This window comes from Streptococcus mitis, from assembly GCF_000722755.1.
GTDB lineage: Bacteria > Bacillota > Bacilli > Lactobacillales > Streptococcaceae > Streptococcus > Streptococcus mitis_CM.
In genome coordinates, this window is sequence record NZ_JPFY01000013.1 from 481,109 (window position 1) to 495,156 (window position 14,048).

Sequence of the window (14,048 nt, forward strand, 5' to 3'; positions counted from 1 at the left end):
ATGAAAATAAATAAGAAGAAACTTGCTGCTAGTGCAGCTGTTGTCCTTTCTTTAAGTCTTTGTATTTATGCATTGAATCAACATCAGACAGGAGAGAACAAAGATACGAATCGTGTATCTTATGTCGATGGGAAACAAGACACTCCAAAAACAGAGACACAAACACCAGAGCAAGTCAGCAAAAAAGAAGATATCCAGGCTGAACAAATTGTTGTGAAAATCACTGATCAAGGTTATGTGACTTCACACGGTGATCATTTCCATTATTATAATGGGAAAGTTCCTTTTGATGCGATTTTCAGTGAAGAACTTTTGATGAAAGATGCCAATTATCAATTGAAAGACGCTGATATTGTCAACGAAGTCAAAGGTGGTTACATTATCAAGGTAGATGGTAAGTATTATGTTTACCTTAAGGATGTGGCACATGCGGATAACGTTCGTTCCAAGGACGAAATTAAACGCCAAAAACAAGGTCATACTCACGATGCACCAACATCTAATAGTGCAGTTGCACTAGCGCAATCTCAAGGCCGCTATACCACCGATGATGGGTATATCTTTAATCCATCTGATATTATAGAGGATACTGGTGATGCTTATATCGTCCCTCACGGTGGTCATTACCACTACATTCCAAAGAGTTCCTTGTCTGCTAGTGAATTGGCTGCAGCTCAAGCTTACCTCTCTGGAACTAGAAATCAGCCTAGTGTGACTGACTATCGTCCAAGTACAAATGGGACTGGTCAAACTACCAAGCCTATTCAACAGGCTGAAATACCAAGTAATAAAGCCGAGAGTCTTCAAAGTCTATTACAGCAGCTTTATGCTCTTCCAAGTACTCAACGATATGCTGAATCGGATGGTTTAACTTTTGACCCTGCTAAGATTTTAAGCAGAACACCAAGTGGTGTAGCGATTCCTCATGGAAATCACTATCATTTCATCCCATATACAAAGCTTTCTGCATTAGAAGAAAAGATTGCGAGAATGATTCCTTTGGCTAGTGACAGTGTAAAACCAACACCATTGGAGAATCCAAGCAAACCAGCAGAAAAACCTACTCAGCAAAACCATCATCATGAGAAAGACGGTGGCCATAGAAGTCAGGGCTCTAAGCATGACGAACATGAACATGACGCTCATCATGATGAAGACCATGATTATGGTTTTGATGCCAATCGTGTCATCAGTGAGGATGATCAAGGTTTTGTCATGTCACACGGTGATCACAATCATTACTTTTTCAAGAAAGATTTGACAGCAGAGCAAATTAAGGCCGCCCAAAATCATCTGAAAAGTAAAACGCCATCAGTACCAAGTCCAGCCCATGATGATGAACACGATAACGATAATCATGGCAACAAACATGATGAAGACCATGATCACGGTTTTGATGCCAATCGTGTCATCAGTGAGGATGAGCAAGGTTTTGTCATGAGTCACGGAGACCATAATCATTACTTCTTCAAGAAAGATTTGACAGCTGAGCAAATTAAGGCAGCGCAGGATCATTTGAGAGGTAAAACGACAGTAACACCAAGCCCAGCTCATGATGATCACGATGAAGATACACACGGTCATCATCATGACGAACATGGCCGCGATTTTGATGTCAATCGAATTATCAGTGAAGATGCGGCAGGCTTTGTCATGAGTCACGGAGACCATAATCATTACTTCTTTAAGAAGGATCTAACACCAGAACAAATCAAGGCAGCGCAGGATTATTTGAGAGGTAAAACGACAGTAACACCAAGCCCAGCCCATGATGATGAACACGATAACGATAATCATGGCCACAAACATGATGAAGACCATGATCACGTTTTTGATGCTAATCGTGTCATCAGTGAGGATGAACAAGGCTTTGTCATGAGTCATGGTGACCACAATCATTACTTCTTCAAGAAAGATTTGACAGCTGAGCAAATTAAGGCAGCTCAGGATCATTTGAAAACACATCATGATGCAGAACCTGTAAAACCTCTTGCTAAAACGGTAGAGTCTTTCTCAAGAGATGCTAGCGATGAAGAAAAGATTGCTTATATTTCTAAGACCTACGGAGTTCCACTTGAAGCTATTAGAATTTCAAACGGCTTCTTTGTCTTTGGAAATCCAGACCAAGCCTACGATCCAACTCATATCCATCCATATGCTGTTCGAAAAGAGCATGTTAGAATTCCACTTCAAACTGGGAATCCAGAGCTTGATTTCCTAAATGAACTCTATACCACTGCTTTGCGAGATGGTGTGTCTCCTTATAGCTTGCAGGTAGAAAATGGTAGTTTTGTGATTCCTCATGGTGACCACAATCATTACATCAAAGTTCAAACTAAAGGCTATGAGGTTGCCTTGAAGAGTAAGATTCCAGCATTGCAATCTAATTACCAACCTGGAGCGTTTGATGAGAAAACAGTTTTAGCAAAAGTAGACCAACTTCTTACTGAAAGTAGAAAGCTCTATCAAGATCAACCGATCAAACAAAGACAGATTGAGTTGGCTTTGGGTCAATTTACTGAAAACATGAAGAAACTTTCAACCAACTCGACTGCAGGTTATCTTGCAACACTTGACCTCTTTGATAAGCAATATATCCATATTGATGAAAGTATCAAACCAGTTGAAACAAGTCCATTAGACAAGAAATATCAAGCATTAATTGATAAAATTAATACACTAGATACTGATAGCTATGGGCTTCCTAAGAAAGACCTTTTAGTTCGTCTTCAAGAAGCTAAATTAGCAAAAGACGAAGCTGGTTTAGCAGCAGTTGAATCACAACTTCAAGCTCTTCAAGACTTTAATGATCGTACTGGTGCTACAACAGTGGAATACATCAAGTACTTCTATGAGCATGTAAATGATGGACGTTTAAGTGATGAGCTTCGTAATAAAGTAGCAGATTTGACCTGGACTCTATATCAATCTCAATCCTTCCTTAAGGCTGCAGACTTGAATAAACTGTTCCCAAGCATTTACCAAACAAAACAAGAAGTAGAAGAGGCTTTGAAAAATCAGCCAACTACTGCAAAAGTAAATGAAACAGTTTTAGATAAAGAAAAAGTTGATAGCCAATCTGCTAAGCAAGCAATTTATGAATTCCTGAAAGAGCTCTATCCTGACCTTAAGAAGGAAGAACATGTCAATCACGTAAGCAAAGAGGAAGTAGAAGTTCTCTTGAACAAAGCAGAGCAATTCTTAGCTCAAGTTAAAGAAGAAGGAATCAAACAATCCTTGGCAGAAGAAGTAGAAAATTTAAAATCGGCTGTTAATAAGCCTGATGCAGCTTTAGATGAAGTCAACACTCAAGCTAAAGATCTCTTGACACGAATTGCAGCTACTCTGCAAAAAGAAAAGGAGAATGAAGAACAAGATCCACTGACACTGGTTCTCTATCAAAAATTATATGATAGTTTAATTTCACTTCATACTTATTTAGAAAATAATCATGGTACTGATACAGACTTTGATAAAGTAGATGCATTACTTGACCAGCTCGCAGCAAAGAGTAAAGATAAAGAAGCTTTACTTGAATTAGCTAAAACAATACTAGCTTTGAATCAAGAAATCAAGTCTAAAGCAGTTTCAGGAACAGAAGCTGAACCAAAAGCAAATACTGAAGTTGCAAGTGAAGGTACCAAACCTGCCTCAAGCACAGAAACTGGTGAAACACCTAAAGCTGAGAGTGATAGTGAAACTGCAAGGGACGAAAACAAACCAAGCAACACAACCGATTCTAAACCTGCTGAACCAGTTTCAGAAAAGGAAACAACAGAATCTACAACAAGTACTGGAAATCAAGAAAAACCAGCAGAATAAAAAGAAAGGCGAAGTAGCTGAGCTACCTCGTCTTTTTAGTCTTTATAAGCTACGATACCAATGATGGTATCAACTGCACGTTCCATAGTCTGAAGGCTGACGTATTCAAAACGTCCATGCATATTTTCTCCTCCCGCAAAGATATTAGGAGTTGGGATTCCCATAAAGGAAATCTTAGAGCCGTCTGTCCCTCCACGGATTGGTTCGATTATAGGAGTGATACCTAAATCTTCCATAACGGCTTTGGCAATGGTAATTGGAGTCATATCTTTTTCAATGACTTCTTTCATATTGTAGTACTGATCTGTCAAGTTTAGGGTGACACGGTCGCTACCAAGTTCTTGATTCATCTTATCAGCGATAGACTGTATTGCTGCTTTACGAGCTTCAAAGGCATCTTTTTCAAAATCACGAATGATGTAGCTTGCACGCGCATCTTCGACACTACCTGTCACATCCATAAGATGGTAGAACCCTTGGTAACCTTCTGTTAACTCAGGTCGGTCATTCTCTGGAAGTTGATTATGAAAATCAATTGCTAACTGAAGGGCGTTGACCATTTGCCCTTTTGCTGTACCAGGGTGGACATTGCGTCCTTGGAAATGCAATTCAGCCCCAGCTGCTGAGAATGTCTCGTACTGAAGCTCACCTAGTGGCCCACCATCAACTGTGTAGGCAAAATCAACATCAAAATCTTCTGCATCAAATTTATTAGCACCAACACCGATTTCTTCATCTGGACCAAAGCCAACACGAATCTCACAGTGCTTAATTTCAGGATGAGCAGTCAGATATTCAATGGCAGTCATAATCTCAGCAATTCCTGACTTGTCATCAGCACCTAGCAAGGTTGTTCCATCTGTTGTGATGAGCGTTTGGCCTGGATATTTCTCAAGACTCTTGAAGTCAGCTGGATCGAGTTTGAAACCAGAATTTCCTAGTTCAATCACACCACCATCGTAGTTTTCAATTACCTGTGGATTGACTCCTTCGGCATTAAAATCAGCAGTATCCATGTGGGAAATAAAGCCAATCTTACGTGTTAAAGACGGATCGTTGGCTGGCAAGGTACCAATCGCAAAACCATTTGGTAGATAATAAACATTTTGTAATCCAACACGTTTCATTTCAGGAATAAGAACATTTGTAGCAAAATCTACCTGACTCTGCGTACTTGGAGTAGTGGTAGAGTGTTCATCAGAGCGCGTGTTGACCTTAACGTAGGTTAAGAAGCGGTCCAAGAGATTTGGATAAGTCATAAAAAACTCCTTTTGAATTCATTTTTTTCCATTGTATCATAGAAAAGAGAGAAAAACAAAAGACTGAAGTTAGGGAAATTCGCTATGTTGGCGTTTACTTATCAACGAATTAATGATAAAATAAACTTGATAAAAATATCACAAGGAAGCGATTATGAAAAAAGCAATTTTAATGATGACTTTCGGTTCGCCAGAAGAGATTACCTTTGAAGGTGTGGCTGATTTTTTCACAAATATTCGTCGTGGAGTGAGACCTCAAGACCACGAGATTCAAACTCTCTATGATAATTATGTACTAATTGGAGGGACGCCTCTGCAAAAAATTACCCGAGAAGAGGTTGCCTTGGTAGAAGCTAGGCTGGGGAATGAGTATAGTGTTTATTTTGCTAATAAGTTTTCTAGACCCTTTATTCCAGATGTGATTGGTCAGATGGAAGCAGACGGAATTGAACAGTGTATTTGCTTGATTTTGGAGCCTCATTATTCTTTTTACTCTGTCATGGGTTATGAGAAATTTTTAGAAAGCAAACAAATTCAATTTTTAGTTATTAAGGACTGGTATCAAGAAGAAGCGTTGTTAAACTATTGGGCAGATGAAATTGCTAAGATTTTAAAAGAAGAAGTGAAGCAAGATAGCTTTAAAGTCGTCTTTTCAGCCCATAGTGTACCAATTTTTGCCTTGGATTTTGGAGACCCTTATATCGACCAAATTTTTGAAAATAGCAAGCTAGTCGCTGAAAAACTGAGTTTGAGTTCTGAGCAATATACTAACACTTGGCAAAGTGAAAGTGATATCGGGATTCCATGGATTAAACCTGATGTCTTGGAGTATCTCAGAGAGCAGAAAGAACATCCAGACCATTATATTTTTGTTCCTATCAGTTTTATCAGTGAGCACATTGAAGTCTTGTTTGACAACGATGTGGAATGTTATGACTTATGTCAGGAATTTGGAGTAAACTACCATCGTCCACCAATGCCAAATACAGATTCTCGCTTGATTGATGCCTTGGTTAATACCGTCAGAGCTAATGAGGACAAAGAATTTAAGGAATTTCTCCCAGAAGAAGAAACCTTTGATGAGTTAGTTCCTTCAGATGAAACTAAAAATATCTTGGCCGAATCTCAAGATTTACAAATGCCGGAATTTGTGAAAAAACTGATTGAGAAAAAAGGTCGGGAAAATGTTAAGATGCCTTATCTTATTAAGAAAATGCTTGAAAAAGCAGGTAAGTTACCAAAAGAGTAAAGAAAAAAGGATTTAGCTTTGTGCTAGATCCTTTTAATTGATTATTTTTTCTCAAGAAGAGCTTTGATTTCTTGAAGTACTTCCAATTCAGTTGGACCAGCTGGAGCTTCTTCAGCTTCTTCTTTCTTAGTAAGGCTTTGAGCTTTTTCAATACCTTTGATAACGAAGAAGAGAACAGTACCGATAACTAGGAAGTTGATAACAGCACTCAAGAATTTACCATATGTAACACCATTCCAAGCAAGCTCAGCGATGTTTTGTACTTTCGCAGCTTCCAAGGCTGGATTCAAAATAAGTGGAGTGATGATATCGTTAACAAGTGATGTAACGATTGCACCAAAAGCAGTGGCAATGATCACACCGACAGCAAGGTCAACAACGTTACCTCGAAGCAAAAATGCTTTAAGATCTTTTAACATTTTCATAATTTCCTTTCAAAAAATTTTTACATTTTATTATATATTAATTAAGAAGTTCTTGCAAGCTATATGCTTAAATTTTTTCTTATTTTTTAAAAATAAATACCTTACTAAAAATGTAATTGAGGATAATTATTAAGAATTGTGCAATAACTGTTTCAATACTATTCACCCTATTAATATTATTATTTACAAATTGTCCGATAATATTAGGAAACTGAGTTACAAAGAGAAAAGTTAAAAACAAGTCTAAAAGAAAAGTAGAAAGACGTGCTAGAGTAAATTTCATTAAACGGATTGACCAATTCTGCCTAGCTTGCTTGAATACAATTGTATCATTTGTAATAAATGCAAACAGAATACCGATACTATTTGCGAGTCCAGTAGCAAGGAGTTCTCTATGAGTTAGTTGATAAATGACTAATCTGGATAGGATAGCTATAAGAGTAGTAGCTATACCAAAAAAGAGATAGAGTAAAAGCTCATTTTTCAAGAGACTTTGAATACGTTTTTTCATATTTTTAGTATAGCATAAAGCAGTCTATTGTGCTATACTAGTAAGGTTGATTGAATCAACCCTTGGTGCTTAGCTTCTTTCACCAAGCATATTACACGCGGGAAACCGCCAAAGGAGAAAAGATGAAAAAATTAACTATTCGTGATGTTGCAGATATTGCAATCGTTGCTGCTATCTATGTCGTTTTGACTGTCACACCGCCCCTAAATGCCATTAGCTACGGTGCTTATCAGTTCCGCATTTCAGAAATGATGAACTTTATGGCTTTTTACAATCCTAAGTACATCATCGGAGTTACCATCGGTTGTATGATTGCTAATTTCTTTAGCTTCGGACTGCTAGATGTCTTTGTTGGTGGTGGATCAACCTTAGTATTCCTTAGTCTAGGTGTTTGGCTTTTTGCAAAATACAGTAAAGATTACCTCTTTAATGGATTGATTCGAAAAGATCATTTCTTCTTTTCAATCCTCTTTTCAATTTCTATGTTTACTATTGCTGCCGAGTTAAATATTGTAGCAGAATTACCATTTTTCCTTACTTGGTTTACAACAGGAATTGGTGAATTTGCCTCATTGATTATTGGCGCGATTATTATTGGTAAAATTGGTCGTCGAATTGATTTAAGCAAATAGAAGAAGATAAGCTAGGTAGCTCTTACCTGGCTTTTTCTTATGGAAAATTTCTAAGGAAACTTGACAAGTTTTTCTAACTATAGTATACTTTTTAAGTAAGCTGATTTAGCTCAGTTGGCAGAGCGCATCCATGGTAAGGATGAGGTCGCCGGTTCAATCCCGGCAATTAGCATGATATTTACAGGGAAACTCTTGAGCACAAGAGTTTTTTCTTATGCTCAAGAGAAAAAATTCTGACTTTTGTATAATAAAAGTCATCCTGCAAAAATTTCTTATTGACAAAACCACTTATTTCTAGTAATATAATAGACGCGATGAGTCGATAGGTAGTCTTCGGACTACTATTGAGCATAAGGAGGTCATAACGCAGGAGCGGACCTTGATGAGTTGTGTGAACCTGCTCATCACATGAAGATGCCTCTTAGTCCCTAGTTTAGCGACTGGGGATTTTTATTTTCCAAAAAATGATGAAAAAGCTTTGCAATTCATGGAAAAAGTAGTATAATACATCTATTATAGAAATTTTTAGAAAATTCCGAAAGAGGTTATTTATGGGATATACAGTTGCTGTAGTCGGCGCGACAGGTGCTGTCGGAGCTCAGATGATAAAAATGTTGGAAGAATCAACACTTCCAATCGATAAAATTCGTTTACTTGCTTCTGCACGTTCAGCAGGCAAGACTTTGAAATTTAAAGATCAAGATATTACGATTGAAGAAACGACTGAAACAGCTTTTGAAGGAGTTGATATTGCTCTCTTTTCAGCAGGTGGTTCTACATCAGCTAAATATGCACCATACGCAGTTAAAGCTGGAGCGGTAGTAGTAGATAATACATCTTACTTCCGTCAAAATCCAGATGTTCCTTTGGTTGTTCCAGAGGTCAATGCTCATGCACTTGATGCCCACAACGGTATCATTGCCTGCCCTAACTGTTCAACAATCCAAATGATGGTGGCTCTTGAGCCAGTTCGCCAAAAATGGGGCTTGGACCGTATCATTGTTTCAACTTACCAAGCAGTTTCAGGTGCTGGTATGGGAGCAATTCTTGAGACACAACGTGAACTTCGTGAAGTCTTGAATGATGGAGTGAATCCACGTGATTTACATGCCGAAATCTTGCCTTCAGGTGGTGACAAGAAACACTATCCTATTGCCTTCAATGCTCTTCCACAAATTGATGTCTTCACTGACAATGATTACACTTACGAAGAGATGAAGATGACTAAGGAAACTAAGAAAATTATGGAAGATGACAGCATTGCAGTATCTGCAACATGTGTGCGTATTCCAGTCTTGTCAGCTCACTCTGAGTCAGTTTACATCGAAACAAAAGAAGTGGCTCCAATCGAAGAAGTGAAAGCAGCTATCGCAGCCTTCCCAGGTGCTGTTCTTGAAGATGATGTAGCTCATCAAATCTATCCACAAGCCATCAATGCAGTTGGTTCACGTGATACCTTTGTTGGTCGTATCCGTAAAGACTTGGATGCTGAAAAAGGAATCCACATGTGGGTTGTTTCAGATAACCTGCTCAAAGGTGCTGCTTGGAACTCAGTTCAGATTGCAGAAACTCTTCACGAACGTGGATTGGTTCGTCCAACGGCCGAATTGAAATTTGAATTAAAATAGTCATATTGTTTAGGAGTTCAGATGAACTCCTTCTTTGAAATAGAGAGGTGTTTCTCATGTCTTATCAAGATTTAAAAGAGTGTAAAATCATCACAGCCTTTATTACTCCCTTCCACGAGGATGGTTCCATCAACTTTGATGCCATTCCAGCCTTGATTGAGCATCTGTTGGCGCATCATACGGATGGAATTCTTCTCGCAGGTACCACTGCTGAGAGTCCGACATTGACTCACGATGAAGAGTTGGAGCTCTTTGCGGCTGTACAAAAAGTTGTCAATGGACGTGTTCCTTTGATTGCGGGTGTGGGTACCAATGATACGCGTGACTCTATAGAGTTTGTCAAAGAAGTAGCAGAATTTGGCGGCTTTGCTGCTGGGCTTGCTATTGTTCCTTACTACAACAAACCTTCTCAAGAAGGAATGTATCAGCACTTTAAGGCCATTGCAGATGCTTCTGACTTACCTATTATTATCTATAATATTCCAGGGCGTGTGGTTGTCGAATTGACTCCAGAAACCATGCTTCGTTTGGCTGACCATCCAAATATCATCGGTGTCAAAGAATGTACTAGCTTGGCAAATATGGCTTACTTGATTGAGCATAAGCCAGAGGAGTTTTTGATTTATACAGGTGAGGATGGAGATGCTTTCCATGCCATGAACCTTGGTGCGGATGGGGTTATTTCTGTTGCCTCCCATACAAATGGGGATGAAATGCACGAGATGTTTACGGCCATTGAAGAAAGCGATATGAAGAAAGCAGCAGCAATTCAGCGTAAGTTCATTCCTAAGGTTAATGCCCTCTTCTCTTACCCAAGTCCTGCTCCAGTCAAGGCCGTTCTTAACTACATGGGATTTGAAGCTGGACCAACTCGTCTACCTCTTGTTCCAGCACCAGAAGAAGATGCCAAACGCATTATCAAGGTTGTTGTAGATGGTGACTACGAAGCAACTAAGGCAACTGTAACAGGTGTCTTAAGACCAGATTACTAATAATTACAATAAAATCCATGACCGATTGAACGATCATGGATTTCTTATTTTCCTAAACAGAATTGGCTAAAGAGTTGGGTGATGAGTTCATCTGGAGCAGCATCTCCAGTAATTTCTCCGAGAATTTCCCAAGTACGGGTCAAGTCAACTTGAAGCAAGTCAACTGGCATACCTAGTTCCAGCCCTTCATTAACAGCCTGTAGGCTTTCAACAGCCTTCTCAATCAAGGAAATGTGACGTGCGTTTGATAGGTAGGTTGCGTCTTGCTCAACCAAACCAGCATTTTCAAAGAAGAGATTGTTAATACGCTCTTCGATCTTATCAATGTTTTGGTTTTTAAGAACTGAAATACGGATGACATCTTCTGGAAGCTCAGAAGTTTCAATCGCTTCTGGCAGGTCGGTTTTGTTAAGAAGAATAATGCGATTAGTCTCCCGACTGATTTCTAGGAGTTGGCGGTCTTGGGCAGTTAGTGGTTCACTGGCATTTAGCACCAGTAGAACCAAGTCAGCTTCCTTAAGAGCTTTTTTCGAACGCTCAACACCGATTTGTTCAACGATATCATCTGTTTCACGGATTCCAGCTGTATCAATCAATTTAAGTGGAACACCGTTAATGTTGACGTATTCTTCGATGACATCACGTGTCGTACCAGCAATATCTGTAACGATAGCCTTGTCCTCACGCAAGAGGTTGTTGAGAAGGCTTGATTTCCCAACGTTAGGACGGCCGATGATAGCAGTTGAAATTCCCTCACGGAGGATTTTGCCGCGACGGGCTGTCTTAAGGAGATTAGTTAGCAATTGCTCAAACTCCATAGTCTTCTCACGGACAACAGCAGTAGTGGCTTCCTCAACATCGTCGTACTCAGGATAATCAATATTAACCTCGACTTGAGCAAGTGTGTTAAGGATTTCTTGACGGGTATTATTGATAAGATCAGAAAGGGAACCATCAAGTTGTTTGACCGCAATGTTCATGGCCTTGTCTGTCTTAGCGCGGATGATATCCATAACAGCTTCAGCCTGAGTCAAGTCCACACGTCCATTTAGAAAGGCACGTTTGGTAAATTCACCAGGTTCAGCCAATCGAGCTCCTTCACGGATAGCTAGCTGGAGAATCTCATTGGTAACCGCAATCCCACCGTGGGTGTTAATCTCGATAATATCCTCACGAGTGAAGGTTTTTGGAGACTTCATAGCCCCAACCATAACCTCGTCCATGACTTTACCAGTCAGAGGATCAATAATGTGACCGTAGTTGAGTGTATGGCTAGCAACCTGACTCAAGTCTTTTCCTTTAAAAATCTTTTGCACAATAGCAAAACTTTCTGTTCCGCTCAGGCGGACAATACCAATAGCCCCTTCACCTAGTGGAGTAGAGATAGCAGCGATGGTATCAAATTCACGTGTAATCATAATGTTTCCTTTAATAAATAGCTCTTTTCTTGGAAAATTCTCCAAGTCTCTTTTCAAATTGTAACAAATTTGAACTATTTCTTCAATGGATGCTACTTGGAGATTGAAAAAGCCTAAGCAATTCTGCTTAAGCTAGCTTATTTGGTGCGCATTTCACCTTGAGGGAAGTAAGTTCCTTCTGGCATGTCATTGATGATGACATGGACAGAAGATTGAGGGGCTCCAGTATTACGGACAACAGCTTCTGTTACTTCCTTAGCAAGAGCTTTCTTTTGCTCGAGCGTGCGTCCTTCAAATAAATCGATGCGTACAAATGGCATAATGGCTTCCTCCACTAGTTTTTGATTTCTTCTATTTTACCACATTTTGCCGTTTAAAGCTTAAGAAAATTATGATATACTAGAATGTAGCAAAAATTTAGAAATGGACGTGAAGCAAGAAACATGGCACAGTTGTATTATCGTTATGGGACCATGAACTCTGGTAAGACGATTGAGATTCTCAAGGTGGCCTATAACTATGAGGAGCAAGGAAAAGGTGTTGTGATTATGACCTCAGCTCTTGATACTCGTGACGGTGTTGGCTATGTGTCGAGTCGTATTGGCATGAAACGCCCTGCCATTGCGATTGAGGAAACAACTGATATCTTCGGCTATATCCGAGACCTATCAGAAAAACCTTACTGTGTGTTGGTTGATGAAGCACAGTTTCTCAAGCGTCACCATGTTTACGATCTAGCTCGTGTTGTTGATGAGTTAGACATACCTGTCATGGCTTTTGGTTTGAAAAATGATTTTCGAAATGAACTGTTCGAAGGTTCCAAGTATCTCTTGCTTTTAGCAGATAAAATCGATGAGATTAAAACCATCTGTCAGTATTGTAAGAAAAAGGCGACTATGGTTTTGCGAACACAGGATGGACTGCCCGTTTATGATGGTGAGCAGATTCAGATTGGTGGTAATGAAACCTATATCTCAGTTTGCCGTAAACATTATTTTGCCCCTGAAATCAATAAGGAGAATGAAGAAAAATGAACATCTATGATCAACTACAAGCTGTAGAAGACCGTTATGAAGAACTAGGAGAACTACTCAGTGACCCAGATGTGGTATCGGATACCAAGCGTTTCATGGAGCTTTCAAAAGAAGAGGCTTCAACTCGTGACACAGTAACAGCCTACCGTGAGTACAAACAAGTCCTTCAAAATATCGTCGATGCTGAAGAGATGATTAAGGAATCAGGTGGAGATGCGGACTTGGAAGAAATGGCCAAGCAAGAGCTCAAAGATGCCAAGGCTGAAAAAGAAGAATACGAAGAAAAACTGAAGATCTTGCTCCTTCCAAAGGATCCAAATGATGATAAGAATATCATCCTTGAAATCCGTGGAGCAGCTGGTGGAGATGAAGCAGCACTTTTCGCTGGAGATTTGCTAACCATGTACCAAAAGTATGCTGAAGCTCAGGGATGGCGCTTTGAAGTTATGGAAGCTTCTATGAATGGTGTCGGTGGTTTCAAAGAAGTTGTTGCCATGGTTTCAGGTCAATCTGTTTACTCTAAACTCAAGTACGAATCAGGTGCCCACCGTGTGCAACGTGTTCCTGTGACAGAAAGCCAAGGTCGTGTCCATACATCGACTGCCACAGTTCTTGTCATGCCTGAAGTGGAAGAAGTAGAATACGATATTGATCCCAAAGACCTTCGTGTTGACATCTATCACGCCTCTGGTGCTGGTGGACAGAACGTCAATAAGGTTGCGACTGCCGTTCGTATCGTTCACTTGCCAACCAATATCAAGGTTGAGATGCAGGAAGAACGTACCCAGCAGAAGAACCGTGAGAAGGCTATGAAGATTATCCGTGCGCGTGTTGCTGACCACTTTGCTCAGATTGCTCAGGATGAACAGGACGCTGAGCGTAAGTCGACAATCGGTACTGGTGACCGTTCAGAACGGATTCGTACTTATAACTTCCCACAAAACCGTGTCACGGACCACCGTATCGGCTTGACCCTCCAAAAACTAGATACCATTTTGTCTGGTAAATTGGACGAAGTTGTGGATGCCTTGGTGCTCTATGACCAAACACAAAAATTAGAAGAATTAAACAAATAAAT

Annotated in this window: 12 protein-coding genes, 1 tRNA gene and 1 riboswitch; of the genes, 8 read left to right on the forward strand and 5 right to left on the reverse strand. The window is 39.7% G+C overall.

The features are described from left to right. Entirely contained in the window at window positions 1-3,822 is a 3,822-nt protein-coding gene (locus SK578_RS10580; protein ID WP_080709976.1) for a pneumococcal-type histidine triad protein, read from the forward strand. Between the two features lie 35 nt (window positions 3,823-3,857). On the opposite strand, the gene pepT is transcribed toward SK578_RS10580, so the two are convergent. Continuing rightward, window positions 3,858-5,081 (reverse strand): peptidase T, encoded by a 1,224-nt coding sequence (gene pepT / locus SK578_RS05585; RefSeq protein ID WP_042751100.1) that lies wholly within the window; start codon window positions 5,079-5,081, stop codon window positions 3,858-3,860. A 154-nt stretch (window positions 5,082-5,235) separates the two neighbouring features. On the opposite strand from pepT, the gene hemH reads away from it, so the two are divergent. Continuing rightward, window positions 5,236-6,330, forward strand: coding sequence for a ferrochelatase (hemH, locus tag SK578_RS05590; RefSeq protein ID WP_042751102.1), 1,095 nt, complete (start codon window positions 5,236-5,238; stop codon window positions 6,328-6,330). 41 nt (window positions 6,331-6,371) lie between these two features. Here the strand turns inward: hemH and mscL are convergent, their stop codons facing one another. Beyond that, window positions 6,372-6,749: a large conductance mechanosensitive channel protein MscL gene (gene mscL / locus SK578_RS05595; RefSeq protein WP_020901341.1), complete on the reverse strand. Its 378-nt coding sequence runs from the start codon at window positions 6,747-6,749 to the stop codon at window positions 6,372-6,374. Between the two features lie 85 nt (window positions 6,750-6,834). Next, entirely contained in the window at window positions 6,835-7,266 is a 432-nt protein-coding gene (locus tag SK578_RS05600; RefSeq protein ID WP_042751105.1) for a GtrA family protein, read from the reverse strand. A 28-nt stretch (window positions 7,267-7,294) separates the two neighbouring features. Beyond that, window positions 7,295-7,391, forward strand: a riboswitch (PreQ1 riboswitch). On the opposite strand from SK578_RS05600, the gene SK578_RS05605 reads away from it, so the two are divergent. The 4 genes from SK578_RS05605 to dapA all read left to right on the forward strand — a co-directional run bounded on the left by SK578_RS05605 (window position 7,389) and on the right by dapA (window position 10,518). Further along, the gene (locus SK578_RS05605) at window positions 7,389-7,898 is read left to right on the forward strand and encodes a QueT transporter family protein (protein ID WP_000737071.1); all 510 of its coding nucleotides are present in this window, start codon (window positions 7,389-7,391) and stop codon (window positions 7,896-7,898) included. (Overlaps the previous riboswitch by 3 nt.) A 99-nt stretch (window positions 7,899-7,997) precedes the next feature. Beyond that, window positions 7,998-8,070 (forward strand) — tRNA-Thr (locus SK578_RS05610). A gap of 379 nt (window positions 8,071-8,449) precedes the next feature. Continuing rightward, on the forward strand, window positions 8,450-9,526 hold the full coding sequence (locus SK578_RS05615; protein WP_000542463.1) for an aspartate-semialdehyde dehydrogenase: 1,077 nt from the start codon (window positions 8,450-8,452) through the stop codon (window positions 9,524-9,526). A 56-nt stretch (window positions 9,527-9,582) separates the two neighbouring features. Beyond that, on the forward strand, window positions 9,583-10,518 hold the full coding sequence (dapA, locus tag SK578_RS05620; RefSeq protein WP_042751109.1) for a 4-hydroxy-tetrahydrodipicolinate synthase: 936 nt from the start codon (window positions 9,583-9,585) through the stop codon (window positions 10,516-10,518). A 44-nt stretch (window positions 10,519-10,562) separates the two neighbouring features. On the opposite strand, the gene mnmE is transcribed toward dapA, so the two are convergent. Together mnmE and SK578_RS05630 are read right to left on the reverse strand one after the other, a co-directional pair. Then, window positions 10,563-11,936: a tRNA uridine-5-carboxymethylaminomethyl(34) synthesis GTPase MnmE gene (gene mnmE / locus SK578_RS05625; protein ID WP_042751110.1), complete on the reverse strand. Its 1,374-nt coding sequence runs from the start codon at window positions 11,934-11,936 to the stop codon at window positions 10,563-10,565. Window positions 11,937-12,073: 137 nt separating this feature from the next. Then, a complete protein-coding gene (locus SK578_RS05630) occupies window positions 12,074-12,256 on the reverse strand; it encodes a 4-oxalocrotonate tautomerase (RefSeq protein ID WP_023935941.1) in 183 nt (60 codons plus the stop codon). Window positions 12,257-12,379: 123 nt separating this feature from the next. Between SK578_RS05630 and SK578_RS05635 the strand changes: the two genes are divergently transcribed. Continuing rightward, the gene (locus SK578_RS05635; protein ID WP_020902848.1) at window positions 12,380-12,970 is read left to right on the forward strand and encodes a thymidine kinase; all 591 of its coding nucleotides are present in this window, start codon (window positions 12,380-12,382) and stop codon (window positions 12,968-12,970) included. After that, window positions 12,967-14,046 (forward strand): peptide chain release factor 1, encoded by a 1,080-nt coding sequence (gene prfA, locus SK578_RS05640; RefSeq protein WP_001028815.1) that lies wholly within the window; start codon window positions 12,967-12,969, stop codon window positions 14,044-14,046. The genes SK578_RS05635 and prfA overlap by 4 nt, the downstream gene beginning before the upstream one ends. Window positions 14,047-14,048: the final 2 nt, after the last annotated feature.

What these genes read in the sequence shown, in the direction of transcription:
- dapA (WP_042751109.1), top strand. Translation starts at nt 9,583, where the DNA reads ATGTCTTATCAAGATTTAAAAGAGTGTAAAATCATCACAGCCTTTATT.
- SK578_RS05615 (WP_000542463.1), top strand. Translation starts at nt 8,450, where the DNA reads ATGGGATATACAGTTGCTGTAGTCGGCGCGACAGGTGCTGTCGGAGCT.
- SK578_RS05630 (WP_023935941.1), bottom strand. Translation starts at nt 12,256, where the DNA reads ATGCCATTTGTACGCATCGATTTATTTGAAGGACGCACGCTCGAGCAA.
- mscL (WP_020901341.1), bottom strand. Translation starts at nt 6,749, where the DNA reads ATGTTAAAAGATCTTAAAGCATTTTTGCTTCGAGGTAACGTTGTTGAC.
- SK578_RS10580 (WP_080709976.1), top strand. Translation starts at nt 1, where the DNA reads ATGAAAATAAATAAGAAGAAACTTGCTGCTAGTGCAGCTGTTGTCCTT.
- SK578_RS05605 (WP_000737071.1), top strand. Translation starts at nt 7,389, where the DNA reads ATGAAAAAATTAACTATTCGTGATGTTGCAGATATTGCAATCGTTGCT.
- hemH (WP_042751102.1), top strand. Translation starts at nt 5,236, where the DNA reads ATGAAAAAAGCAATTTTAATGATGACTTTCGGTTCGCCAGAAGAGATT.
- SK578_RS05600 (WP_042751105.1), bottom strand. Translation starts at nt 7,266, where the DNA reads ATGAAAAAACGTATTCAAAGTCTCTTGAAAAATGAGCTTTTACTCTAT.
- mnmE (WP_042751110.1), bottom strand. Translation starts at nt 11,936, where the DNA reads ATGATTACACGTGAATTTGATACCATCGCTGCTATCTCTACTCCACTA.
- pepT (WP_042751100.1), bottom strand. Translation starts at nt 5,081, where the DNA reads ATGACTTATCCAAATCTCTTGGACCGCTTCTTAACCTACGTTAAGGTC.
- SK578_RS05635 (WP_020902848.1), top strand. Translation starts at nt 12,380, where the DNA reads ATGGCACAGTTGTATTATCGTTATGGGACCATGAACTCTGGTAAGACG.
- prfA (WP_001028815.1), top strand. Translation starts at nt 12,967, where the DNA reads ATGAACATCTATGATCAACTACAAGCTGTAGAAGACCGTTATGAAGAA.